The following is a 24,909-nucleotide window of genomic DNA, read 5'->3' on the forward strand; positions in this document are numbered from 1 at the left end:
AACGATAGCTTCGTCACTAGGGCGCTGTCTGTCGGTTTCTCCGCTTAACCGAACACGGATGGTCCTCGACGCCTACTTCGAACGGCAAGGCTACCTGAACATGGCGAACGCGGGTTCGATCCCTGAGCGCCGACGCTTCGCCCGGGTGAGCGAGCGCGATGAAGTCCCGCATGGCTTCTCGCACATCGCTTCGAGCCGCCGGTGGACCATCTGTCTCGCTGGCGGGTCGTCGAGTTCGTCCATCATGTCCGAGATGGTGATTAACTCCTGCTCGGAGAGGAGTTCAATACCGTGTACCAGAGTTCGTCCCCAGTCGTCGGCCCATTCATATTGTATGACAATAATACAATGAATTATAGCCGGTCAGGCACTCAGAATCGGATAGATATGCCAAGTTACGCTAAAGAGTAAATACAAGAACCGAAATGAATGAGCCGCTTCAATTACAGACTACAAACTGAATAAAGAAACTGTGCTACCCACTACTGGTCTTCTAAATCCGGTCCACAGCTCTCGCTGAGCAGGTCTGTGATCATCTTTGGACAAGAAACTCAACGACCTGCTCACTTCTCAAACTGACTCAACTAGACAGTGCCATTGTTGACTAAGAACCACTCCGCCGGAACGTGGTTGCTCGCCCACACCTTCTGCCAAAATCGGCTAACCTGAACAATGCCCTCTATAGCGGAGTGGCCTTATACTGGGGTTGCAGAGAGCCGATATTTCTCAAAGTCCCCAGTATAGACGATGACTCGGTAGTACTCGTCCTGGTACTCTACGAGGTGATAGTCGTGGAATTCATTCGGGAACGCCTCACGGTCATACCACGCCGACTCGTTCCCGGCGCGAGCCTCGGTAAAGAATCGCTGTGCCCGATCGGAGAGGTTCTCGTACGTAATAACTTCGCTATCGTTTCCAATCTCGGACGCGTTCACGTGAGCAGTATGAGACATCTTGTACTGTGCGACAAGTCCGATGCGTTGCCACGACAGGTTGTAGACTGTCCCCTGATACCGGATCCGCGACCAATCCATATCTGGCGTAAGGTCGCCACTAAGATCCGTGCGGAGTGTGGTCGCCTCCCCATTTTTGATTGCCTTCAAAGCGAGCGCTTGGGATGCGTTTGAGAGGTTCTGGAACTCCCGAGGTCCTACATCCTGGGTCGGCGTGGTCGTCTGTATGTCCGTTGTTGTGTTGGTTAATTTTGAGGTCGTTTGCGTGCCAGATGGCCCTGGAGAACCTACCCCACCGCAGCCAGCGAACAACGCGAGGATAACCACTCCAAATAGTGCGAACCTGGTTGGCATATACAGGTATTTAATCACCAAATACAAATATCTTGGGACAATAGAGAGGCATTATTCAGATTAGCCGATTTTGGCAGAAGGTGTGGGTGAGCAACCGCGTTTTGGTGGTTACTGGGTCGGCGTATCGGGAATAGTTTGCAAGCTAGTTTGTTTATCATTTTATTTCTTTGTAGAGGCATTCGACAGCATTCCGATTCCTGTGTGCGACGTGTTGGAATCGGAGGCCCTGGCGACGGAGTGCTTCTTGAAGCTATGGCGCGCCATCAACGAGTTCTGAAAGGCCAAGGTTTTGCGCTCTACCAATCTTGACCTGAAAAATTCAGTTGTATTGGAGTTGATAGCGACGTACAGCCAGTAGCGCTGGGCATTGATTGGAACAGCGCATCGAGGGGTTGACCGGGTTCAAGCCTGGTACTGAGTTGGATCACAATCATAGCGACGGGCCGAACGGGGATCCAGATAGATATTAACCAACGCTGGCACCTCTTTCCCGCGTTGTTGGTTAAGAACACTCCATCATTTCCAGATAAATACCCCTCGTGCCGACTGAAAATAGAGCCGTTTGCGAGCGAATTTATTTGGCCCGATTAACCAACAGTGTCGGTTCCGACCAATAGTTGTTGGTTAACAGCGGTCGCGTACCCTGTCGAAGATTCGCACTATCGAACATCAACTCGACGGAATACTAGTGAGGAAAACCCTCGACCGCTCGACGTCCCGCGACCACCGCTGCGCGCCTCGTGCCTGCGGTGCTTGCGGGGGCGGGGAACGGCTGAGGCGGCCTCGCCCTTTCTGAGTCCGCCAGGACTGTAGATGGTTCACCGAGCGACGTAGCCGGCTGGACAGGTGTGTATGTATCGGCCCGCCCCGCTCGCCGCTGCCGCCCTCCGCGTCGCTCGCGACCGACCAGTCCGGGCTGGCGCGGCCTCGCGACGCTCGGCCGCGTTCCGGGCTAAAATGGATCTGGTCTCGACGCCAGCGCTTCACCCGTTCGGGTCCAGGGGACCGCGGCTTCGCCGCCCGCGACGGACAGGGTTGCGTCGCGGCGAACGGGGAATGCGCTGGCCGCTCGCTCCGGGCGGGTCGGCGCGCGGTGCTGGATGATTCTCCTTCTCGGGCGCGCTCTCGCGTCGCGCCCAGGAGGGCGCTCGCGAAGGCGCGAGCGAGAGCGCGCAGACGACTCTGTCGGTCGTGACGTCGAGGAAACCCCGTGCTGGAACACGGGGCGTCGGGCGCTGTGGTGAGCGCCTTCAGAGCACTGCAATGTCGAGTAACAACGCGAGCGGAAAGACGGTTTCGGACGTACAGAGTACGACCACCGAAGAACGCGAAGATGAGCCGACGGTCGAGCACGAGCCGGCGGGGCGGTCGGCCTGTCCAGAGTGCGAGGGCCAGGTAATCACCGAAGACGAGCAGTCGTTCTGCACGGATTGCGGGCTGGTCGTTGCCGACGAGTGGGTGGATCTGAGTCCGACGCTGAACGATCTGGGCCTGGTTGGAGACGCTGACCAGAGCATCGAGACGGTGGATCCACTCCGGACGGACAAGGGCCTGCACACGAAGATCGGGCGGAACACCGACGGTCGCGGGAATCCCCTGAGCAACGAGCAATGGGAGAAGGTCCAACGCCTCCGGAAGTGGCACAAGCGGATGCAGTTCGGCGAGAAGCGCAAGCGGACGAAGCGGCTCAACGAGGGGCTGCGCGACGTCGAGATGATCAGCGGTAACCTGGGTCTGCCGGACCACGTCAGCAAGCAGGCGGCGCAATATCTCCGGAGCGCCTCGGAAGCGCGGCTGCCGGGTGGGCGGATGGCCTGGGAGGCACTCGCCGGCGGGGCGGTGCTGCTTGCAGCAACCGAGGCGGGATTCCCTCGGTCGTGTGACGACGTCGTGCAGTATACGAAGTCCTCGTACGAGCGAGTGAGCGCGGCAGCGCGGAAGTTACGGTGCGAGCTCGACCTCGACGTACCCCCAGCGCGAGACGGAGTCGTCGACGATGTACTCATCGCACTCGACGACATCCTCGACGTGCAGACGTGTCTGGAACTGCGGGAGCTCAGTGACCACCTCCTGGCGATCGCCGACGAGAAACCGGTTGGGCCGGGGACGTCGCGCCTGACGATGGGGGCGGCAGCCGTCTACGTGGCGGATCGACTCACTGACGGGAAGGTGGTCACCCAAGCGCAGGTGGCTGACGCAGCAAGCACCGTCGTCGACACGTCGAAAAGCCGAATCAGTCGGTACTCGCAGACGCTCCACGACGCCTACGAGGCGAAGCACGGATGCGACGATCCGGACGCAGTCCTCGAACGCGGCCGCATCCGACTACAGTAACGAGCTCTCAACGCCCTCTTTTTTATTGAGACCACCGCCCGGGAACGCCCCACCGCCCCACCCACCGCTCCCGACGCCGAAGGCGTCGGCAGCCACGACCGAGAGCAGACGGATACCAGCGCTCAGGGCCGTTTCGGCGCCTTCCGGCATTCACTACCCTGATTGTTCCACCGACTGCCACAGGCCGGACGCGCACGACGGACCAGGCGTTCGCCGCCGAGGTGGTCGACCAAGTCCACGTCGCAGCGAATGAGAACCCAGATGGCTCACTCAGATTCGTCGTGTGACTCGGCAACCGGATATGCGTAGCCGTGGAATCCAACCGTCGTCGCTACTCGCACACGAGTGGTCGCGCCCGGTTCGACATTGGCAACATGGAGTGTCTCGTTCGCCGGTGTGTGCGCCTGATACAGTCCGTGAACCTCGGGTTGTGGACCTTGGTCGTCGACGGTGACGGTGTATTCCTCTCCCGGTGTAAATGAATGCCGCCAGCGTCTCCACCACTCTCTACCGATCTCCACCGCCATCGCAACTGCGTTATTAGCCGCATGCACCAGCACTGCGACCCACCAGAGCCCCACGACCCACAGATACAGGGGCAGTAACCCACCGACAAACACCGGCACTGTCGGCCGACGGGAGCCGCGTGGATTCAGCGTATGGAGGTATGCCCAAAGCACCGATCCGCAGACCAACAGCGGGAGTCGATATCCGTCCAGCGTCAGCGCCAGCAGAAATGGGCCACCTCGAAAGGTGAGCTCTTCGACCACTGGCGCGACCACGACTGATCGCCCCCCAGACCGTGCCTTCCGACGCCACCACTCTCGCTCCCAGTCAAGTCGCTCCTTGAGATCCGCGACCGAGTACGTGTCCGTATCCTCCGCGTTCTCTGTATCGGCAGCGGGTTCGCGACTGAGAAGGTTAAACCAACCGAATGGGTCGGTTCCTGTCTCCCTGACGAGCCAGAGTTTGCTTCGGCGGATGATGTATCCAAGCCCGACACTCGCAGCGGTGAGTGCACCCCATACCGCAACAATCCGTGCCGGATATACCACCCGCGCTCCCGCAACAGTCGGAACCGAGATGCCCGGTCCGAATGCCATATACGAACACCGAAAGCATAGCTGAAAAGCCCACCGAGGACATCTCGTCTGTCCCTCCGACATCCAGGCCCTAGTCAACGGCCCGGCGCACGGTGGCGCGGGGCTTGTCAGTGAACTCGGCCTCTGCCGACGTTAGTCGGACGGGACGAATCCCCGATTTGGCGTCACCGTTCCTGACTTCAGGGCGAGTTGACTGTCGCCCGTCCGCCGCGACGACTGGAGGCCGCGACGGACGTACCGCCACCCAACGTTCTTCGCTCCAACATAATCCGCATTCGCTGTCGCACCACACTTCTCACACTCGAACTCCGCCTGCCTGACGCGATTCCCTTCGCTCGTGTGTCCACACTCCGGGCACCGCCGACTCGTGTTCTCCGGATCAACGTACTCTACACAGACTCCTTCCGCGTCAGCCTTGTACTCCACGAGGTCAACGAGCTGGCGGTGCGCCCACTGGTGGAATTCTTTCACCAGTGGCGCACGCTCTCTGATGTGTTTCAGGTTCTCGAACGCGATGTACTCGCAGTCGTGCGTCAACGCTTCTTCGATAATGTCGTTGGCCACGCGATGCAGCACATCCCGAAGGTACCGGGACTCCCTGCCGCTCATCTGCTGAATCGTCCGATGTGCGGACTGTGTACCGGTCTGTTGGAGATTGCCACGTATCCGCTCGAACTCCCGATGGCGGTGGCGAAGCTCCCGACCGGACGCGAAGTACGCCGTACTGGTGGTGGCGATGTTGACGATACCGAGGTCAACGCCGAGAACTGTCCTGTCCTCGTCGTCGCCCTGTTGTTCGACCCGCTTCTCGGGCTTCGGTTTGCGAAAGCCGAGATGCAGGTAGTAGTCGCCATCACGCCGAGAAAGCGTGGATTCGGTGACCTCCCAGTCCTCATCGTTGAGGTACTGGTGTTGGTAGCCATCTTCGTCGTCCGGCAACGCGAGGTCACACCGAATACGGTCCTCAACCGTGGAAAGTGAGACTGTTCCGTCGTCGAATATCGTCATCGTCCGGGTGTCGTATTTCACTGTCTCGGCGGTGAACTCCGGACGTGATGTCTTGTACCCCTCGTCCAGTTCTTTGATTTCTTCGACGCCGGAGAGTGCGGCTGCGGCTTGGTGGGTGGCGAGGATTGCGTGCTGACTCCCGAGACGCGTCTTCTCCAGCACTCCGTCGTAGGCGAGGTCTTGGAGGTACGTTTTCCGCGTCTCACCGTGTTCCCATCCGATCTGGCTGCTGATGTTGCAGGCATCTTGCCACTCGTTGATAGTGGCATCAAGCAGTTGCTTCTGCTCGTGGGTGAGGCTAGGGCGGGTGATTGCGGTGCGTCTCAGGTAGTCGTCCGCCACGTCTTTCAATTGAAATCGTATTGGTTCGTTACTTTCTCCGGTGAAACAACCATTAGGTAGGACTGCGTACTTACCGCGAGCGACGGGAGGCTCGCAGGCTTTTCTTCAAGCTTTTCCCAGCGAGCCACAGGCAAGTACAGGGAAAGGTCGCCTACTGCGTAATGTCGTCGAGTCGATTCTCGTTCTCTGCAATTAACGCCTCTGGCGACGGGATCTTGTCTGCATCTTTATTTAATGCGTCTAAGACCTCATCCGCTTGGAACTCCCGGTACCGCTCCTTCTGCGTGCGTTCCCGAAGAACCCCTTCGTCTTCCAGTATAGATACCGCTTTATTCGCTGCCGGATACGACATATCGATCATCTCCGCGGCACGGTTAACTGTAAATACGGGCTCAGTGAAGATTTCGCCGAGAAGAGCCGTAACCGACGGGCGAGCGTCGGCGTACTTCTCTTGGTATTGCTTATGAAGGTGGAGGAGGAGCTTCGCCCGACTAAACGCCTCGTCCGCCTGCTCTTTGATACCGGTGAGGAAGAATAGTAGCCAGTCGTTCCAGTCCCCTTCTTCGCTAACCGCTAAAAGCCGGTCCGTGTATTCGCCTCGGTTCCGTCGGATGTAGGAACTGAGATAGAATAGCGGGTGGAGCAAGATGTCCGACGCCATCAACAACAGCACGATAAGTAGACGACCGACGCGGCCGTTTCCGTCGATAAATGGGTGGATCGTTTCGATCTGGTAATGCAGTATTCCGATATCAATCAGATCGGGGTACGCCCCCTCAGACTGCATGTATTCCTCGAAGTTCTCCATTCTTGACGCCGCTATTTCGGCTTTTGGCGGAGCGAAACGGACGTGCGTTCCAATACCTTTCGATTCATCAATCCACGCGTAATCCGGCCGAAATTCGCCCGGTAGTGGGTCTCTGTCGTCTGTTCGCCCCTTTTCCATCAGCTTCCGGTGCAGGTCTTTCAGCAACTCATTCGAGAGGTTCTCTCGCGATCGTCCTGTCTCCGACAGCTGTCTCGCTGCCTCCTTCAGAGCAGACGCATAATTCCGTGCCTCGCGAACGTCCTTCGAATCCCCACCTTCCCTATACATATCTGAGACCGTGACGCGAGTTCCCTCAACCTGCGAAGACTGTTCAGCCTCCTTGTATACGAAGAGGCCGAAGACAGTCTCGGGATTCGGGATCTCACTCCAAAACCCATCAAGCCGTCCGAGTGAGTGCATTGCACGGCCGTACGCCTGAATCACATCGTCCGACAGTTCGATATCCGGCGGTAATTCGTTCGGCTTGTAAAACTTCGAGAACGGAACGCCGGAGCTCGAATCAACTGGCCGGTACACACCCGGGGCAGGTGTATCTATGAGGTAGCCGTCTTTCATTAGCTATCTGTTCCACCGCTCTAAGTAAAAGGTTATCCGAAATCGTTTCCCTATCTCGCCGGCGTCGTGCCTGAGTAACCGATGTTCGGGAATCGTTTTTCTGGACGGCTCGGATTGTATTGAGTAAACGCCGGTAACTCTTCTTTTTCTATCGCGCGCTATACGACATCTGAATAAACGTCTCGCGGAAACGGTTCTCTTAGCTGACCGGACCGCGTCTGACCACACAAGTTCAAGGAGTCGCTTTTCTCTCCCTCGCGATCTCGGTTCGGTGACGGCTATGCGCTTTGTATTCAGCACACCTCCGCAAATAGTCTTCAGAAGCGAGATATCTGTGGCGTTCGATTCGCTGGCTATACTTAGCGGTTCGATCAGCATTCCTATTAACGGCTAACGGCTTCAACAGATCCAGCTATTCGGATTAACGTAGGGGAGTCGGCCAGCTATTGAGCGGGGGCATGTCCGGGGTGTCAGCTCCCCCACCGTGTTGACGAGACGCGAAGCGTCTCGTTCACTAACCGGAACGCTTCGCGTTCTAGTGACACCTGATGTCGGGAGTTTCCACCTCGCGATCAGTATGAACGTCGTCCTTCACTGGGATCAACTGAACCAAGGTCCAAATCTTGGCAGGTTTCTGTGTCCCCAATAGCATGGAGGCAGCAAACCAATGGCAACAGATCCCTCGTTCAGACTCGAACTCGACACCGCAACTGCCCTTCGCGACTGGCTCCTCAAGGCAAGCCATCGCGATACGATCGAACCAGCAGTCACTAAATCGCTCGCAGAACTCGCCGCTGGCATCGACGGCCCGCTCCACGGCCAGACCGAGTACCTCGAAATCGGCGTGTCGACGTCGAGATTTTCCCCAGTGAACTCGTCTCCGACCGGCCATACCCGACGCGAGATGAGTCAACTACCCCGCCCTGACGCTCGCTTACGCTCGCGTCTGAGGACCGGGCTTGTCCGTGGACTCCCGGTCTGCCGACCCGGATGGGTCGTCGGGGGTGTAGTCCCCGGTCCCGTTCAGTGTCCCGGACTTCAGGGCGAGTTGACCGTCGCCCAACCCCGAGGGACGTTTGCCCTCGGGTACAGTTATCAGTCGCTTGCCGATGTTCTTCGCCGCGTTGTAGTCGCCGTCGAGTTCGTACCCGCACTCGTTGCACTCGAACCAGCCGTCCGAATCCCGGTTCGTACTCGACTGGTGGCCGCACTTTGAACAGGTTTGCGACGAGAACGCCGGGTTCACGTCTTCGACCCGGATGCCGTACTCGGCGGCCTTGTACGCGACCATCTCCTGCAACTCGCGGAACGCCCAGGTGTGCATCTGGCGCTTGATTCGGTCGTCCCTGTTGTCCATCCGGTCGCGGATGTGCGTCAAGCGTTCGACGGCGATGTACGAGCAGTCGTGGGACCGCGCTTCTTCGACGAGTCGCCGAGAAATGGTGTGCAGACGGTCCAAGACGAAGCGGGTTTCTCGCCCCGACACTTGCCTGAGTGTCTGCTTGGCGGAACGAGTGCCTTTGTCTTGGAGGCTCCGGCGGACTCGGAAGTAGTGGTTCTGGCCCCACAATAGTTCGCCACCATCGAAGAACGCACCCGTGCTGGTCACGGCGACGTTCTTGAGGTTCAAATCGACGCCCATCACGCGGTCGCCGTCGCGTTCTTCGACCTCCTTCATCACGACGATGTGGAGGTAGAAGGCGTCTTCGTCCTCGTGGTAGTGCAACGTCCCCATCCGACGCTCGTACTCGTCGTCGTCCAAGTACGACCGCTGGTAGTCGCCGAGGACGTACTCGACTTCGACCCGCCCGTTGACCGTCGAGAGTGTCGCACTCCGGTCGCGGATGGTCAACGTCCGCTTGTCGTACACCGCCGAGAGTTCGCTGAACCGCGGAAGCGGGCGGCTGTTGCCCTTCTTCCAGTCCGCGACGGTGGACTTCATCGCCTCGACGGCCTTCGAGTAGGCGCGGATGCAGAGATTCGACGGCAGGTCCGTCCGGTCCCGAAGGTCGTAGTACACCTTGTCGTGGATGGTGGACTTGTTCAGAATGAGGTAGCCGTCGCCGTTGCGTCCGTTCTCGACCGTGTAGTTGGCGGCGTCGTTGAACTGTTCAATGGTGGTGTGGAGGTCGTCGCACCGCTCGGCGGGTACGTCGAGTTTGACGGGGACGGTGCGCTTGACCTCCATCTGCGTGTTCACATACGGACGGAGTTCTTATATACGTTCGGGAGTCGACCTACCACTGTCGTGCGGTTTCCGTAGCAGTTATCGGCTCCTCCCCTCCCTACTCGCTTGTGCTTCCGGCGTGGACGCCGGAAGCCCGGCGCTCGTTGAGGAAGGGGCATCCGCCTTGACCGCTTCAGGTGAAACCGCTGATCCATCCGACCACGACACGGACATAGCTGACAGTCCGGCTGAACGTGGCTCAGCTGATACGGATATGACTCCGTCACAGGTCTACGACGCCCTCCCAGATAACGCGTGGCAGCCCCCAGCGGAGGAAGATGCAACTCCCGCAGAGCGGTCAGCGACATCGACGAACGACCACGAACAGGTGCCGACTACGACAGCTAGCCGCAACCACCCCGTTGACATCCTCCTCCGCGTTCACGCGGAGGAATCCCGAGCGGTGGGAGTTTCAGGTTCGCAACCATGACTCCGCCACTTTGTGGGAACCCGTCTAACCCTGTCGTCGCGGTCGGTGGCTGACTGGCGGTGCCAAACCGCCGTTACTCCTATCCTCGGCGTCGTAGACTCCCATCTGTTGTTTTTGCCAGCAGGGAGTCGCCGACACTTCAACGGACTCGGAGTTATCAGCGGGCTTGCTCGACCGACGGGCACGAGACGAACCTTTCGAGGATTCGCGTTCACCGCATCGGTGTTTCGGATACTGTCTCATTGAGTGGCGGGTAGACCGCCTCCAACGGTCGTTCGGAATCCGCTCCGTTCCGACCTGACCTTACCGACATATAGCGGTTCTTGAAATTTGAATATTAGGATTGGAAACTCGGCTATGCTATTGACGGTGGAACGTGACACTGAGTGACGGCGCGTATCCACGGCCTGAACGCCGTGGTATTGCGCCTGTACAGCGTATAACGACGAGGACGCCGCCGCGTTCCAGTTCATGGCCTCGTACGAATGCGGCGTGTGCGGGGCGGTCCAGGAGATGGAGACCTCACTGCAGGTCTGTGCATTCATCGACGACTGCGCGGCCTGTGGCGCCGTCGACGTCCGGTTCAGTGCAGTCGGACTCCCGGAGCCAATGTAGGGACGCGCTCGTCTTGCTGCCGTCACTCTTTGGCGTGTTCAAGCGCTCGCTCGAGCTGCGCCTGGATCGTCGAAAAGCGAGCGATCAGACCGCGCATCCAACCGTCGGGGACGATGACGATCGCCTCGCCATCGTCGAGACGTTCGAGGTCGCTTTCGGCGATCGGATGCGCTTCATCTTGGAGTTCTTGGCGTCCGACGGAGCGGCCGTCACGATCATGCACAGGAACGGAGCGGCGTTGTTCCTCACGGCCAATCTGCGACCGGGCGTACTCAACGCTCGCAGTATCGCCAACCCGCATGATTACGGACTGGACGAGACCGCTCAGTAGCGCGTTCGCGCGATCTTGCCCGTAGGCGTCGTGGAGCTGGGCGACCGACTGGACGCCAAGCAGGAGCTGGGTGTTCCGACTCCGTCCCGCGTTGATCAGGTCACCGATCTTCCGGAGACTAGGAAGGCGTGCGAACTCGTCCAGGACGAAATACGTATCTTGGTCGTCAGCAAGCGCAAAGCGTGCTGCCCAGTCGATGAAGAATCGGAATGCGGGTTGCACTGCATCCCCTTCTGTAATCGGGAAGTCCAACAGTAACGTCCGGCCCTGTGGATCCTGCATGTACTCGCGAATCGAGAACTCACCTGCCTCGGCGAAATCGCCGCGGAAGAGGTCAGCGATGATCTGCTGGAAGTTGGCGTAGACACCGGCCGCTTGCCGTTCCGAATCCGGATCAATTGCCGAGGCCGCCGCAGTGAGGTCCGAATGGTCGGTGAGCTGCTCGTGCATCTCTCGTTTATCAGTCGACTGGACGAATGCCACGAGATCAGCGTTCGTCGGCGTCGTATCATTCGCTTGGGCTTCCCGGTGGAGATACGTCACGACCGCAACGAACAACTGGCGTGCAGCAGGGCTGAAGAACTCCGAGCCCTCCGTTTTAGGGAACAGTGCGCGGCCGATTTCGTCGATGTCGGCCTCGCGTTCGATTTCAGCGAAGATATTCCAGTGGTCGGTTGCGCCCGTCGACGAGAGGTAGATTAGGTCCTCGTGGTTGTGGTCGCGTTCGAGGATGTCCTGATATTCGCCTTTGTAGTCGAAGACGACAAACGGATCGTCGGCTCCGGCCTGCATCTGATGGGAGAGATGTTTGATCGTCTCCGTCTTCCCCGCACCAGTCTCCCCGAGCACGAGGATCGAACGGTCCTTCTGCAGTGGGAAAAACCGCGAGAGATTCAGGTGGTCGCTTGCCGCAGAGAGGCCCCGAAATGGTAGGACGTAGTTCCCGTCGGTGATGATTCGTCGGAGTTCGCGTTCCGTGTCCCAGGTACGCAGTCGCTGGCCAGTATATACTGTAGCGCCGAGTATGACGATGAAGCCGCCGACGCGGAGTAGCGTGAACTGCTCGACGAGCGGGAGGGCTAGCCCGGTCAGATACCCCGCCTGATGGAGGATGAGTTCGGCCAGCTGTACGAGCAGGAGGACATGGAACGCCCAGAACAGTTTGAGGTGTGCGGGAAAGAGCAGGACAGTGCCGACCGCCCCAACCAGATAGAACAGCGGGACGAGCCAGAGTGCGCGGCTACGATGCAGTCCCTCAAACTTGACGTCGTAGAAATTCACGCGCTCGAGAATGGCGTACACCCAGGGAACCAGCAGTGTGGCCGCCATCACCGCCGCGATCTTGAAGAAGATCTCTTCCTCGTCCTCTTGCCGATAGTCCTCTGTTTGAGACTCGGAATCAGTGCGTGCGCTCACGAATTCACTCTCCAATTGTGCCGTTGACTACTGAATGTGGAAGTGTCTTCTTCATCTATCTGGGATACGAATAATATTGAACTGCTCACATCCTGGTTCGATGTGCAGTACACGGGTGCTGGCGTCGAGCCGAACGCCGACGCGCCTAGGAGGTCCGGCGGTATCTACGACCTAATCAAGGAGTTCTACCGTCATTCACCGCTAGCCGCCGTGCGCTTGATAGTACGTGTCGGCGAAGTGTCGCCAATTCTCGCACAGACGTTCCTCAGCATCCGCAGCATCAAAATCCGACGGGAGAGAGGTATCTTTCCCGCCTTCTTCGCTATAGTTCTACCACCGGGAATTATTTCATCGAGAGAACTGTACAGCATCCAGATGACATCCCACATCACGTCTACCTGGTCACTCAGAACGAAACCAAGCTGGTGGGAGATCGCGCTAGCGGTATTGATCGGAGCGGAAGCACTCGTCAACTTCGCAGGTGACAACGAAATCGCGTGGTTTTGGTTCATGATCGGCTCTGCAATGTTTGGGCTGGCGGCTGGCCCCGGCGCAGCCTCAGATGTTGGGCAACAAATCGGAACATGGTTCAAGAGCATCGGGGTAGCAGGCCGTCTACTCGCGATTATAGGATTCGCAGTAATGATGTGGGCAACGACAGCGACATTACCGTTCGTCCGCACGCCGCTCTATAGCCTCTCAACCGGCGGACTCCTCACTATCGCTGTCTTGGTTTTTCTCAAACTCGTCGTGTCATCCCTGACCACCGAAGCTCAGAGTGAGTAATCCGGTACTGTACTCACAAGTAGAAGGAGATGGTATTAACCAACACTGACGCGTCATACTGCGTGTCTGTTGGTTAATCACTGGCTGTGTGGACGTCGTCGAAACGCCGGTCGAGAGCGTGCCTGTTACTGTTGGCCGCTCAGCGAGCCCCACGATGGTGCCGCGCCAGCCAGCTGAAGCAGCGCGAGGGACTCAGGAACCGCGGTGTGTGCGTGTCGCCAAACGCGACGTCCGCTGTCGCCCTACTCGCTCGCGCGGCCGCGGACATTGCGCCTTCCACTGTATCCCGCTCGCACCAAGGCACCGGGTGTGACGACTGAGGAGTAGGTGCCGTCACTGCGAATACCCGGCACTCGTTTGTTGTGAGTCCCGCTTGAGTAACTGGCCCGAGAATGCAAATCCGTGAGTCGTCGACGACAGATAGCGATGCATCGACCCGTCGGTGACTGAAGCGAGAGGTAGCTGGCCTTGTTACACGAGATGATGGACTGGGTAGACGCTTCCGAGAAGAGTGAGGAGGGGTTGGGCTGAGCTATGCGCGACGTAAATTCGGTGGTTCTCACCGCGTGGCAGGTCTAGAGCTCCACTCTTTCCGTCACCGGCGGGAATACCGCCCGCGGTCACTCGTCCGTGAGCGCGACCGCGCGCACGTCGCTCCCCGCGACACTCGACACCGACCCGTCGCGGAGCGCGAGCGTCACACCGTAGCTCCACGATGTCGTCGCACCGTCCGCACTCGTCCCCGGGTGCACCGACACACCGGTCGTCGCGCGGTAGTCGCCATCCGGGAAGCACGACCCGTCACCGTACGTGTAGACGTCGTACGCGACGCGCAGCGACTCACCGGCATCGAGCGTCCGCGCGTATGCGATGGAGTCCGTCGAGTAACTCCCGGTGACGCGCCAACACTCGTCGGCGCGGCTCTCGGGCGGGAGGTCGCTCGCCGTGCCGTTCCCGATGGCGACTCTTTGGACGTGCTGGCGCGCGTCGTCACTCACCGGATAACAGAACAGCGACGCGTCGCCCTCGGTGGCGTCGAGCGTCGTCACCGAGAACGGCGGCGCGAACCCGAATGTGGCCGTGAACGGATCGCGTCCGTCGTTCGTCAGCGTCGCCGTGAATCGGGACGGGTGGTCGGCTGTGACGTTGCGCACGAGATCTGCCTCGAACGACGCTATGTCTGGTGAAAGCGAGGCTTCATCATTCGAGGACGTCTCACCCGTCATGTTTGTCCCGTTCGAGGTGCTTGGCGTTGAATTCCCGGTTTCTCTCAGTCCGTTGCAGCCGGCGAAGCTGCCGAGGGTAATTGCGCTTACGCTCGTAAGGACCGCACGTCGGGAGGGCATATAGTGTGCATCTGCATCTATTATAGTATATGCCTTCTGGGGCACTGTCTAGTTAAGCCAGTTTGAGAAGCGAGCAGTTCGTTGGTTTTGGTGTCTATGCTCAACCAAGAACTGCTCAGAGAGACGTTGGAGACGGCGAATCTTGAATGTTGGGAGCGTGAGCGGACGGCGACGCCCGTCAGGGCGTTCGCCGTCCGCCTCCACGCGACCGGTTGTTCGCTCAGGGAGACAAAGGAGATTCTTCGGCTATTCGGTGTAGAACGCTCGCATCAAGCGATCTTTCAGTGGGTACATCGAGTATCTGATAGCGTTGGCGACCCGCCGACGGCGAAGCCGTCAAGGGTCGCAGTTGACGAAACCGCTATCAAAATCAACGGAGAGTGGTCTTGGTTGTACGCTGCAATTGACCTCGACACGAAGTTAATTCTCGACGTCGAGTTGTTTGGACGGCATGGCACCGATCCGGCGGCTGCGTTCTTGCATGGACTCCGCGAGAAACACGATCTCTCCAACACGGTGTTTCTCGTCGATCAATTCGGCTATCGGACTGCCTTTCATCGATTAGGGTTGAACGGTCGGGTGGACTATACCGACCGGAACCTCATCGAAAAGTGGTTCCACACCCTCAAAATGCGCATCGACCGTTTCCATAACTCGTGGGTCGGCAGTCGGTCGAGTGCACGCGAATGGCTTGAACAATTTGCGCATTACTACAACCATCAGAGACCGCATCAATCGCTCGATGGAAGAACGCCGGTCGAGGAGGTGCTAAACTAGACAGTGCCCTCACCAAACTTATTAATAATATACTAGGCTTTATTCTATCTGATCTGAAAACCACTTAAGCCGACCGCTCGGAGTGATGGTGAATACAATATAATTCGGTTCTCTCTGCTCAGTATGCGTCCAATTAAATTCTATACTTGGGCCAGTTAATAGACCAGCTTGAATTCGATATCGTCCATTATCGGTATAGAACTCACTGATTGTTTCTGTCCCGCGTTCAGGGATTCGGATGCTTGTATTATGCCGGTATTCTTGAGTTCGACCTTCGTTTGGAGATGAGAGTGTCTTAATAAGCAAAGTACGAGACGATTTATGATTATTTTTGATCTTTATTGACCCCGGAGAGATTGGATTTTGACTGCTACACCCTGCGATAGCCGTTGTACTGATTCCTGTCATAGCTGCCAAGAGTTTTCTTCTCTTCATTATATACAGAGGAACTAAATACACCGATTATATTGTACCTTTGGTCTATTGCTGACAGTTCAGCCGTGAGTGTCCGCCGAGTGAGTTCCCGATACGACGGCGGCGACCGAGTGCCCGGAGGTCGAACGTGACCGCTACTCGTCGCTGTGCTTTTCAGCTTCTTCCGGAGATAGAACTTTTGTTGAGTACTAATCTTTCTCGTCTGATTCTTCGAACCTCTCTACTTCGACCGTTTCCAGCATTCTGGCGTATCCTTCCTCAGTAAGCTTGTAGTGCCCTCTTTCGACTTTCTCAACCAGTTCCCCTACTTCTAGTGTATTCAGGCGGTTTGAGATGGAACTCCTTGGTCTGTCGATGTTCTTATCAATCACGGAAGGTGTGAGGATGAGACCCTTAGCCAGCAGTTTGCAGATTTCGCGGTCCAAATCTGTAATCCAGTCTGGCGGACTGAGTTCCTCGCGTTCGAGATCGGCGACGAGGTACTACCCCGGTGAGCGACCTGCAACCGCTGTCCCCGGAAGAGGCGTGGCGCCTCTACAAGGACGGCCGCCGTGACGAGCTGTCGAAGGAGACGCTGGACGGTCAGAAGTACCGCATCCGTGCGTTCATCGCGTGGTGCGAAGAGGAGGGCATCGAGAACCTGAACGACCTCGACGGCCGCGGCCTGTACGCGTACCGCGTCTGGCGCCGCGAAGGCAACTACGGTGCCGACGACGACGAGGAACCCGAGGAACTGCGGACGGTGACGCTGAAGGGGAACCTCGCAACCCTGCGCGCGTTCCTCCGGTTCTGCGGAAACATCAATGCCGTATCTGAAGAACTGTTCGAGCAGGTCCCGCTGTCCGCAGTGAGCCGCGGCGAGGACGTGAGTAAGACGACGCTCGACCCGGAGCGCGCCCACGCCATCCTCGACTACCTCGAAAAGTACCACTACACCACCCGGACCCACGTTGTCGTCCTACTGCTGTGGCACACAGGTTGCCGAACGGCGGCCCTGCGTGCGCTCGACCTCGAAGACCTGGACCTCGACGCGAGCCGCCCGAACGCGGACGGCCTCGCCGTCCACTTCGTCCACCGGCCCGCTGAGGGAACTCCGCTGAAGAACGACGAGAAGGGTGAACGCTGGAACACCATCTCGGAGTTCGTCGCGGCGGTTCTCCAAGGCTACATCGACGGCCACCGCGTCCCGAAGACGGACGAGTACGACCGTGCGCCGCTCGTGACGACGGAACACGGGCGCATCACCCGACCACGGTGCGGAACACACTCTACCGGGTCTCACGGCCCTGCTGGCGAAGGCCGAGGCGAACCGATAGGCGGAGGAGCTCGCTCCGATCCACGCTTTCCGGGTTCGCGTCACGACCGAGTGCCTCCTGGAACGCGACGCCGACGTCGTCAAGCTCGCCAGTCTCCTCGAGCGCACGGACGAGCGCGGTGAGGCGAGCGTCCCGCACGGAGAGCGTCTTCGAGAGCTCGCCATCCTCGATAGCGTCTAGGAGCGTGACCATCGCGTCCTCCAGTTCGTCCCCGTCGTTACTCGACGGCTGGGACTGGGCACGAGTACCGACGTCCGTCTGCCGTCGGAGCTCCTCGAGTTCGTCGTCGGTCATCGGCGGGCCTCCAGGCGTTCGACGAGCGCCTCGGCGTTCGTTTCGTAGGCGTCGATCGCACGCTGCGCGGTCGTCGACGGCTGGGCGAGCGTGAAGAGCGTCCCACCACGCATCTGGGCGTTCTGGACGTCCTGCGAGCTCGGGATCTGCGTCGGCGCCAGAGCCTCAGGGTACTCGTCCTGGAACTCCTCAAGGTACGTCTTCCCGGCGGTGGTGCGTTCGTCGACCTCGTTCAGGAGAACCATCACGAGCTTGATGTCGACGTCCTGCTCGGCGCGGATCGTCTCCAGGTCGCGGCGTAGCTGGGCGGCCTGTCCCGCCTCGAAAGGACCGGTCCGGACTGGCGCGACGTCAATGAATTCGCCGACGCCCTCAATACCGACGGAGAGAGCAGCGGCACCGCCTCGTGGGGCGACGTCGAGATCGCCTTCGCCATCTTCGACGAGGAGCCGGAGGAGATCCGGCTGAAGTACACCACCACCCGCGACGGCGAGACAGTCGAACACGACTACACCATCCGAGTCACCCGAACCGAGTGCAACTTCGGTGGGACGCGGCCCTGGTGGCGGTGCCCGCACTGCTACGACCGTGTCGGGACGCTCTACCTCCCTCCAACGGCGAGGAAGTCTGCTGTCGAGACTGCCACGACGTCGCCTACACGTCCTCGAGAGCGTCGGGTAACACCGACCGAACGCTCCGCATGCGGTACAACCGGATCCGAGAGAAGCTGGGGGCTGGCCCAGCACACCCGAACAGCATCAGCGCCGGAATCCCCGACCGACCGAAGGGAATGCACGAGGAGACGTACGAGGGCCTCGTCGAGGAGCTGGAACAAGCACGAAAGGAATGGGAGCAGAAGGCCTACTTCGGGCCGCTGAATGACCATTACGGCATCGAGCCTGGCGATCCACTTCTGAACCGTGAGTAGGAGAGTAGGCGAGCCAATCGCCCCGCACACCCTGCCAACCTTAACCTCCACTTCCCCCCGGGAATGTTGGTTAAGACCGAGCCCTAGGACGCCGCCGGCGCCTAGGAGAGAATCTAAGGCAGAGCCGTGAGAAGCCCAGACATGGCCGCGTCGAAGGGTGGGGTGACTGACGAGGAGCTTATAGAGGCCGTGAAGGAACACACCCCTGCGGGGACATCGGAGGTCGCCGAACACGTCGCCCTGAGCCGGCAGGCAGCCGACAACCGCCTGCGGCAGATTGAGGGCCGCCACGCGACCCCACCAGTGTGGTCAACGAAAATCGGCCCGACGAAGGTATGGCTGCACGCCGACCACGTCGCCCCTCGCTAACCCCACCGGCTTCGGGTTTTCTCGCCGTGGGACATGCGTTTCACGAAACGTTTTTCACGGAGCAAAGTGCCAGATCCTGGCTCAATACGCCGCCTACCCGGTATTTCGACTTACATACGCTGCTTTCCAACCACCTCCCGCCAGTATGACTCTTCGACCGTAGGAGCATCTGACACTCCTGATTTAGCTTCTTCAGGTGGGCGTTGGGGGCAGGGTCTTCCGGTCGTGCCGAATTCGTTGACTAACACGCAAATATCGGTGGTAGAGGCTCTGGTAGGACGTGGCAAATGGTTTTGCTACGGCGCAAGTGTCATCCTTGCCCACTATTGGGCAGGAAGTTCGGCATTGACCCGAGCGGCTGGTCGTTCACAGTACGGTAGATGTCGCCGTGGATTCGATCGCGGACGTCCTCGGCGCTGGTGTTGCGCTCAGGATCAGGGTCGGACATAACGCGGGGGTGCATCCACACGTTCGTTGGCCCGACCTTCTTCTTCCAGATTTTCTCTCTTCGTTCGAGTGCGTGCAGGTGGTACGCGGTACACTGCCGAGAGAGGCCGATGTTCTCTGCAACCTCCGACGTCCCAGCTGGGGTGAAGCGATAGACCGCTTGCTCGATCTCCTCTTGGGAGGGCATCTTATACCGTCGGCGGGGTTCCATACAGACTGTAGGGTCGCCATCTTCTTAATTTCCAGAACCGAACTGCGGGCGCTGCCTCTGCTATCCTTGATGACTACCTGCCGGTGAAGTACTGGCCATGGAGACACAGGTCGCTCTCTGACGAACAGGCCATGACACCCCCACCTGTCATGGGTCGATCCCTCGCCGGGGATGATCGGTGCCCTTGGTGGTCGGTGTGACTCTGTGCTCGACGCCAGTATCGTGCTGCTGTTCTTGGAGGTGAGTTCGGCTTGTGGTCAGGGATGGCGTCCGCACTCCCCGACTGGTATGTGATACTGTCAGACGAACGTCGGAGTTCCGAGTAAACTGCGACGTTCAGGTTCTTCATGGTGGGGGTGTGAGAGGGAGAGTAGTGCCGCCGAGAGATGAGTCGAGGAATCCCGACGTTCACGGCCGCGCAACCTCGTGGTTGAAGCCCGAGCAGGTCGAGGCGATGCGCGACGTGTGTCTGTCCGAGCGATTCCCCACATATCTACAGGATCGGAACGAGGTCATCATCGCGCTCGCCTACGATACAGGCCTCCGTGCTGTCGAACTCGTCGGGCTCGACGTCGACTATCTCGACCTCGACGTCGGCACGGTCTATCTCCCCAGCGACCTGCAGAAGGGCTCGCCACCACCGGCAACCCTCTCGCTCGAGCGTGAGACCGTCCGCCTGCTCCGCCGATACCTTCGCGACCGCTGGAAGGACGTCGACGCCGTCTTCCCTGCACGAAGCAGCCCACGACTCCACGACACGTTCGCTTGAGCGTGCGGTGAAGGCCATCGCCGTCGAGGCCGGCGTCGAGCCCCAGCTCGCCACCGGTGGAACCGGCGACCCCGAGGACGTCACCCCACATACTCTCCGGCACTCAGTGGCCTACCGAATCGTGCAGGTCGAAGGCGGCCGCCTCGAGGATGTCCAACTCCGCCTCCGACACTCGACGCTCCGCACGACAGATGCGATCTACTCACACCTCGTCCCGCGGTAGTCTGTGGTCTTAACCTACACTCACATCCTGGGGCTCCCTCAGTGTTGGTTAAGCTTCCTCTCCTATATTTCTCGGAGAACGCCTCGGTCGAGTTCGAGCGTCCGTCCGTCTCAATCACCCCCGACGAGTAGAACACGCCGAATCTCTGGGGTTTCACCCCCTCGTCGCGCAGATTCTGTTTCACCCACCGAAACCCGAATCTCGTCGTGCAGTTCGTTCTCCGCTTAAATCTGCGCGACGGGGATTCTCCGTGCTTCTGTGGCCGTGAAAGACGGCTGTATATCGCCGAAATCATCCACAGGAACGGGCAATATGCAGGCTGCAGCCGCCGGGGAGAACCACGGATTCTCCATAGTTGGATTCGGACGGAACGCGACGTCGAGACGCGTCGACGGCACGGTGCAACGTGGCTACAAGGCGCTCGGGTTCACCGACGACGTCCCCGCACTTGACGACACTCCCGAGCGTGACGATCCCGACGATTCACACCAAGGCAGTCTGTTCTGACGGGGACATCGCCGGGTAGAGGCGATACCCGACGGGAGAACCGGTGTGTCGCACCGCGTGGCCGGGTAGAGGCGATACCCGACGGGAGAACCGGTGTGTCGCACCGCGTGGCAGGCTAAAACCCTGCTAGCACTTTCTAAGAAAACGCCAGACAGCGTAGGGTTATAGGTGCGCTGGTATGGATATACGGTACGGTGGTTTGGGAATTGATGTTTAAGGCCCCCTCTCGTGTCGCAGGACCCATCTGGAGAAACGACCCCCGCTCATCCGTAGGAGATTGGTGATGCTGCGGAGTCGAAGATGGCAAGGGCACCACGTCAGCGATACCCGACACGAATGATTTCGCAGGACATGTTTACTACAGAGTTGCTCCGACGAGAGCGTTAGTTGTGGTGGGTCATCAATATCGATAGAAGAAGAACGGACTCGAAGAAATGCCAGCCTCCAGATCGAGAGAGGGACGACTGGGAGCCCCGGAGTCCGTAGTGTGGAAGAGCCAGACGAGGAGCAACAGAACCTACCTAACAACGAACCACGACGGACGAACGTAGTACTGGAAACGTCTCTGCGGACTCATCGGCTGGGTCCCTGATCGCGGCCCTGGTCCAGCTCTTGGCTAATCTGCTCCTGTGCCTGCTCTTGGTTCAGTGACTCGTCAAGGGCCTGGTCGAGGGCATACTCAACGCCCTGCTCCTGTTCGATGGAATGCTCGTGCGCTCGGTCACGGATCTGGTCGAGATCATCCCGGTCAATCCAGAGTGGGTCGCCAGGCTGGTCAGCGCGCCCCGTCGCGACCACGTGCGCGTGCGGACGGTCACCACCATCACGATGGACTGCATACGCCCAGTCAACGCCCTCGTGACTACCGATGGTTTCACGGATGGTTTTCCGGGTCGCACGCCCGATTTCCTCGTTATCGAGCTGTTCCGCATTCTCGGGCGAGATGATGAGATGACGACTCATTCCGTGCTCCTCGGAACGGTCGAGCAGATGTTGCTGCTCGCTCGCGTCCATTTCCTGGCCCGTTCGGTCGCGCAGATTCTCTTCCTCGTGCTCGATATAGCGCATCAGCGCCCCTGTATCTCGGCGCTCAAAATCAGAGTCAATGACCGTTGTCATTGGTTGCCCTCACGCAGTGCTTCGAAATCGAGGCCACCGCTGTCCTGGTCGGCGTCATCTTCAGCAGTTGCGCCCTGGTCGGCTGTTTCGCCCTGACCATCACTCTCGCCGCTAGCGAGATCGTCGACGTCCTCCTCACGGAGTCGTCGCGCACCGGTTTGCAGAGCCTCTCGGATAGCGGCCTCTCCGTGTTGCTGTTTTATGAGTTCAAACGCAGCAACAGCATAGACCCCAGTCTTCGCGTTCAGATCCTGCATCTGTCGTGCAGTGTCTTCCATATCGGTGAGGCCGTCATCGAGGAGGTCTTGTAGCCGTTCAGCTGCCCGCGTTTCAGCAGAGACCGCGCCCTCACGTTCTCGACGAAGTCCCTCGCGAACGAGTTCAAACACAAGAGTTGAGCGGGTCGTGTCCTGCTCATCCGCCAGCTCGTCCAGTTCGCGCAAGGTCTGCTCGTCGCTATAGAACGTTATTTCTTGATCACGCGCCATGTGACTCTCCCTCGGTTTCACAGGTATCTGTTTTGGGAGACAGAATACTGTCTTTCCAGTCCCGTCCCGTGCTTGAAGTTACTATCATCGGAGGGCGGTTACACCGTTATTGTCAGCCGTTTTCAGACCCGCAAGCCGTTCTCAATGGTTCGTGAATGGCTAGTATATTATAAGCTACGAGTTGCGGAGTCTGCATACTATCGTCGCAACGAATCACATTGGTTCAGAGGCTTAACAACCACCACAAGCGAGGCGACCGAAGGATGGGGCCCTCATACGGGTCCCGACTGACGGAGCCGAGCGCACGCCCCCAAGCGGAGCGACGGGGGCACTCGTGATGCGATAGCGGTTCGATGCGCACTCGTAGATCTCCTTGTCTTGCTAGCCATGATCGACCCGAGACGATTATCTTAACCAACGCTTTGCGGTGAATGGGAAATTATGTTGGTTAAGATCACCAGATGTGCTCATCTAAGAGATTATAGAGAGGTGGCGGACCGGCGTTTCCGGAGGTTCCGCAGGCCACCCCATCATTTCCATAGGTTCCGGAACCCACACCACCATTTCCGCAGGTTCCAGAGGTCGGGGCACTGTTTCCGGAGGCTAGTAGAGATTAGCCGGAGAATCGCAGTACAGTAGCCGATTTAGCGGAACGACCACACACACCCTCCACTGTTTCCGCAGGTTCGAGCAAAAGGACTAGGAGGTCGCATTTTACAACCCAAACTCCCACCACTAGAATAATTAGTAGACTGCAGTACGGGTTTGGTTAATCTCAATATAACATAAACCTTTCCCCTAGTAAATAGTGATCTTGGCCTCCCCGGCCACTCTTCCCGTGAACCTGCGGAAACGATGGAGGGTGTGTGTCGGATCAACTGCAATCTCTACTCCGTCTTGCGATTTCACCGTGTTTTGCAGAACACCTGCGGAAACGATGGTCCCCCGTACGGAACCTGCGGAAATAGTGGTGTGTCCTACGGAGCCTCCGGAAACGGTGGTGTGTCCAGTCAGGTTCTTCCCCGCTTCTCGAAACAGTCGTATTGACCGTGCCGATCTTACTCCTCAACCAAGTGCTGAACGTTCTTATGAACTCCAATTGTATCGATGGTATCGGCGAGTGCTGTGAGGACTTCAGAGGTGGGATGGTTCAGCGAGTGAGACTTGTACTGACCTCCTGAGGAATCGTGTTTCACTTGGGATTCGATGATGTTTAACTCATCAAGCCGGCCATAGTAGTCCCGTGCTCGGCGTTCCGAGACAGGATCATGCCCAACCATCTGTGCAAAATCACTATAGAGATCATAGAGAATTGATGATGTGACTTCTTCATCCTCTCGCTCTTCGAGAACCGCGAGTGCATATGCGACGATCTTGATATTTTCCGGCAGATCAGCCAACACTGACATCGACCGTTCTATCTCATATTCGTCCATTGCTTCCTCAACGAGATCGTCTGTGACGTGGTCCTTTCCTCGCTCGCGAGCGTAGTCACCAGCGATCCGAATTAAGTCGAGGACCATCCGTGCGTCGCCACTGTTCTTTGACCCCAGAGCTGCTGCATAGGTGATTGCTGCGTTGGTCACCACATCTTCGTAGAAGGCGGTATCGACGCGTTGGCGGAGCACCTGCTCAAGCTGGCTGGCATCGTACGGCGGGAACTCAATGACGCGCTCGCGAAGGGAAGACCGGACATCTGATGATAGATTTTCACCGAAGGCAGTATCGGTGCTAATTCCGATGAGACCGAGCTTTGTCTCCGTAAGATCACCATAGCTCGCGGCGCGCGTCGCTTTGTACAGGAACGTGTCGATGTTCGCCACGTGGTCGATTTCGTCGAGGACGATGAGAGCGGTTCCCCCAATCTTGTCGAGCTGGTTGAAGAAAACGGAATAGACCTTACTCTCGGGATGGCCCGTTGAGGGGAGATAGTTCTCCGAATTTGGGATCAATTGATTTGCGAGTTCTATCGTCAACTGATACGACGTATTCACCCCTTCACAGTTGATTGGAAGGACTGCAAGCTCAGTCTGTAGGTTCTCCGACGCCTCAAGCTGGTTGAGTACCCAGTGTGTGACAGCGGTCTTCCCGACGCCGTTCTGCCCGTAGAGGAAGATGTTATCTGGACTTTCTCCTTTGTAGACGGGTAGGAGGGCATTCATATACTCCTCTTTCTTTTCGTCGCGCCCGACAATTTCTGAGGGTATGTATTCGTCAGCGAGCGCGTCTCGATTCTCGAAAATCGCGCTCTCTGACAAATCATCAAAGGCTGATGTCATAGCGGGGGTTGGCGTGGTTACCTCAACCAGCGAACACCACAAAAAACCTTCGACCACCGTTTCCGCAGGTTCCGTAGGTGGGGGGTGAGTTTCCGTAGGCTACCCGAATATCCACAGC

General features: G+C 58.4%; 23 protein-coding genes. 10 read left to right on the top strand and 13 right to left on the bottom strand.

What is annotated here, in order from left to right:
- Window positions 1–695: 695 nt before the first annotated feature.
- Window positions 696–1,307 carry a hypothetical protein gene (locus IEX91_RS15490; RefSeq protein ID WP_188880112.1) on the bottom strand — a complete coding sequence of 204 codons (612 nt, stop codon included), beginning with the start codon at window positions 1,305–1,307 and terminating at the stop codon, window positions 696–698.
- Window positions 1,308–2,570: 1,263 nt separating this feature from the next.
- Between IEX91_RS15490 and IEX91_RS15495 the strand changes: the two genes are divergently transcribed.
- Window positions 2,571–3,641, top strand: a complete 1,071-nt coding sequence (locus tag IEX91_RS15495; RefSeq protein WP_188880114.1) for a transcription initiation factor IIB — start codon at window positions 2,571–2,573, stop codon at window positions 3,639–3,641.
- A gap of 266 nt (window positions 3,642–3,907) precedes the next feature.
- Here IEX91_RS15495 and IEX91_RS15500 read toward each other — a convergent pair whose 3' ends face one another.
- The 4 genes from IEX91_RS15500 to IEX91_RS15515 all read right to left on the bottom strand — a co-directional run bounded on the left by IEX91_RS15500 (window position 3,908) and on the right by IEX91_RS15515 (window position 9,666).
- Window positions 3,908–4,744, bottom strand: coding sequence for a CPBP family intramembrane glutamic endopeptidase (locus tag IEX91_RS15500; RefSeq protein ID WP_188880115.1), 837 nt, complete (start codon window positions 4,742–4,744; stop codon window positions 3,908–3,910).
- A gap of 132 nt (window positions 4,745–4,876) precedes the next feature.
- Window positions 4,877–6,094 (bottom strand): RNA-guided endonuclease InsQ/TnpB family protein, encoded by a 1,218-nt coding sequence (locus tag IEX91_RS15505; protein WP_188880116.1) that lies wholly within the window; start codon window positions 6,092–6,094, stop codon window positions 4,877–4,879.
- Window positions 6,095–6,245: 151 nt separating this feature from the next.
- Window positions 6,246–7,478, bottom strand: a complete 1,233-nt coding sequence (locus IEX91_RS15510) for a Fic family protein (RefSeq protein ID WP_188880117.1) — start codon at window positions 7,476–7,478, stop codon at window positions 6,246–6,248.
- Window positions 7,479–8,412: 934 nt separating this feature from the next.
- The gene (locus IEX91_RS15515; RefSeq protein WP_188880118.1) at window positions 8,413–9,666 is read right to left on the bottom strand and encodes an RNA-guided endonuclease InsQ/TnpB family protein; all 1,254 of its coding nucleotides are present in this window, start codon (window positions 9,664–9,666) and stop codon (window positions 8,413–8,415) included.
- A gap of 940 nt (window positions 9,667–10,606) precedes the next feature.
- Between IEX91_RS15515 and IEX91_RS15520 the strand changes: the two genes are divergently transcribed.
- Complete coding sequence (locus tag IEX91_RS15520; protein WP_188880119.1) at window positions 10,607–10,750, top strand: hypothetical protein; 144 nt, start codon at window positions 10,607–10,609, stop codon at window positions 10,748–10,750.
- 22 nt (window positions 10,751–10,772) lie between these two features.
- Here IEX91_RS15520 and IEX91_RS15525 read toward each other — a convergent pair whose 3' ends face one another.
- Window positions 10,773–12,497 (bottom strand): type IV secretory system conjugative DNA transfer family protein, encoded by a 1,725-nt coding sequence (locus IEX91_RS15525; RefSeq protein WP_188880120.1) that lies wholly within the window; start codon window positions 12,495–12,497, stop codon window positions 10,773–10,775.
- Window positions 12,498–12,599: 102 nt separating this feature from the next.
- Between IEX91_RS15525 and IEX91_RS15530 the strand changes: the two genes are divergently transcribed.
- Window positions 12,600–13,283: a hypothetical protein gene (locus IEX91_RS15530; RefSeq protein ID WP_188880121.1), complete on the top strand. Its 684-nt coding sequence runs from the start codon at window positions 12,600–12,602 to the stop codon at window positions 13,281–13,283.
- A 620-nt stretch (window positions 13,284–13,903) separates the two neighbouring features.
- Here the strand turns inward: IEX91_RS15530 and IEX91_RS15535 are convergent.
- The gene (locus IEX91_RS15535; RefSeq protein ID WP_188880122.1) at window positions 13,904–14,437 is read right to left on the bottom strand and encodes a hypothetical protein; all 534 of its coding nucleotides are present in this window, start codon (window positions 14,435–14,437) and stop codon (window positions 13,904–13,906) included.
- A 288-nt stretch (window positions 14,438–14,725) separates the two neighbouring features.
- Between IEX91_RS15535 and IEX91_RS15540 the strand changes: the two genes are divergently transcribed.
- Window positions 14,726–15,406 carry an IS6 family transposase gene (locus IEX91_RS15540; protein ID WP_188880133.1) on the top strand — a complete coding sequence of 227 codons (681 nt, stop codon included), beginning with the start codon at window positions 14,726–14,728 and terminating at the stop codon, window positions 15,404–15,406.
- 623 nt (window positions 15,407–16,029) lie between these two features.
- Here the strand turns inward: IEX91_RS15540 and IEX91_RS15545 are convergent.
- Complete coding sequence (locus tag IEX91_RS15545; RefSeq protein ID WP_188880123.1) at window positions 16,030–16,212, bottom strand: hypothetical protein; 183 nt, start codon at window positions 16,210–16,212, stop codon at window positions 16,030–16,032.
- Window positions 16,213–16,331: 119 nt separating this feature from the next.
- Between IEX91_RS15545 and IEX91_RS15550 the strand changes: the two genes are divergently transcribed.
- Window positions 16,332–17,279 carry a site-specific integrase gene (locus tag IEX91_RS15550; protein WP_229772963.1) on the top strand — a complete coding sequence of 316 codons (948 nt, stop codon included), beginning with the start codon at window positions 16,332–16,334 and terminating at the stop codon, window positions 17,277–17,279.
- A gap of 168 nt (window positions 17,280–17,447) precedes the next feature.
- Here the strand turns inward: IEX91_RS15550 and IEX91_RS15555 are convergent, their stop codons facing one another.
- On the bottom strand, window positions 17,448–17,957 hold the full coding sequence (locus tag IEX91_RS15555; protein WP_229772964.1) for a hypothetical protein: 510 nt from the start codon (window positions 17,955–17,957) through the stop codon (window positions 17,448–17,450).
- 56 nt (window positions 17,958–18,013) lie between these two features.
- On the opposite strand from IEX91_RS15555, the gene IEX91_RS15560 reads away from it, so the two are divergent.
- Both IEX91_RS15560 and IEX91_RS15565 read left to right on the top strand, forming a co-directional pair.
- Complete coding sequence (locus IEX91_RS15560; protein ID WP_188880124.1) at window positions 18,014–18,379, top strand: hypothetical protein; 366 nt, start codon at window positions 18,014–18,016, stop codon at window positions 18,377–18,379.
- A 141-nt stretch (window positions 18,380–18,520) separates the two neighbouring features.
- Entirely contained in the window at window positions 18,521–18,748 is a 228-nt protein-coding gene (locus tag IEX91_RS15565) for a hypothetical protein (protein ID WP_188880125.1), read from the top strand.
- A gap of 310 nt (window positions 18,749–19,058) precedes the next feature.
- On the opposite strand, the gene IEX91_RS15570 is transcribed toward IEX91_RS15565, so the two are convergent.
- Entirely contained in the window at window positions 19,059–19,382 is a 324-nt protein-coding gene (locus IEX91_RS15570; protein ID WP_188880127.1) for a hypothetical protein, read from the bottom strand.
- Window positions 19,383–19,779: 397 nt separating this feature from the next.
- Here IEX91_RS15570 and IEX91_RS16560 point away from each other — a divergent pair, with 397 nt between their 5' ends.
- The 3 genes from IEX91_RS16560 (at window position 19,780) to IEX91_RS15580 (ending at window position 20,905) form a co-directional block, all read left to right on the top strand.
- Entirely contained in the window at window positions 19,780–20,175 is a 396-nt protein-coding gene (locus IEX91_RS16560) for a tyrosine-type recombinase/integrase (protein ID WP_268238712.1), read from the top strand.
- Between the two features lie 7 nt (window positions 20,176–20,182).
- Entirely contained in the window at window positions 20,183–20,398 is a 216-nt protein-coding gene (locus tag IEX91_RS16565) for a tyrosine-type recombinase/integrase (RefSeq protein WP_268238713.1), read from the top strand.
- Window positions 20,399–20,656: 258 nt separating this feature from the next.
- On the top strand, window positions 20,657–20,905 hold the full coding sequence (locus tag IEX91_RS15580; RefSeq protein ID WP_188880128.1) for a hypothetical protein: 249 nt from the start codon (window positions 20,657–20,659) through the stop codon (window positions 20,903–20,905).
- Between the two features lie 573 nt (window positions 20,906–21,478).
- On the opposite strand, the gene IEX91_RS15585 is transcribed toward IEX91_RS15580, so the two are convergent.
- From IEX91_RS15585 to IEX91_RS15595, 3 genes are all read right to left on the bottom strand, one after another.
- Window positions 21,479–22,024: a relaxase/mobilization nuclease domain-containing protein gene (locus IEX91_RS15585; protein WP_188880129.1), complete on the bottom strand. Its 546-nt coding sequence runs from the start codon at window positions 22,022–22,024 to the stop codon at window positions 21,479–21,481.
- Window positions 22,021–22,512: a hypothetical protein gene (locus IEX91_RS15590; RefSeq protein ID WP_188880130.1), complete on the bottom strand. Its 492-nt coding sequence runs from the start codon at window positions 22,510–22,512 to the stop codon at window positions 22,021–22,023. The genes IEX91_RS15585 and IEX91_RS15590 overlap by 4 nt, the downstream gene beginning before the upstream one ends.
- Window positions 22,513–23,570: 1,058 nt before the next feature.
- Window positions 23,571–24,791 carry a Cdc6/Cdc18 family protein gene (locus IEX91_RS15595; RefSeq protein ID WP_188880131.1) on the bottom strand — a complete coding sequence of 407 codons (1,221 nt, stop codon included), beginning with the start codon at window positions 24,789–24,791 and terminating at the stop codon, window positions 23,571–23,573.
- Window positions 24,792–24,909 lie beyond the last annotated feature (118 nt).

The organism is Halarchaeum nitratireducens (genome assembly GCF_014647155.1).
GTDB lineage: Archaea > Halobacteriota > Halobacteria > Halobacteriales > Halobacteriaceae > Halarchaeum > Halarchaeum nitratireducens.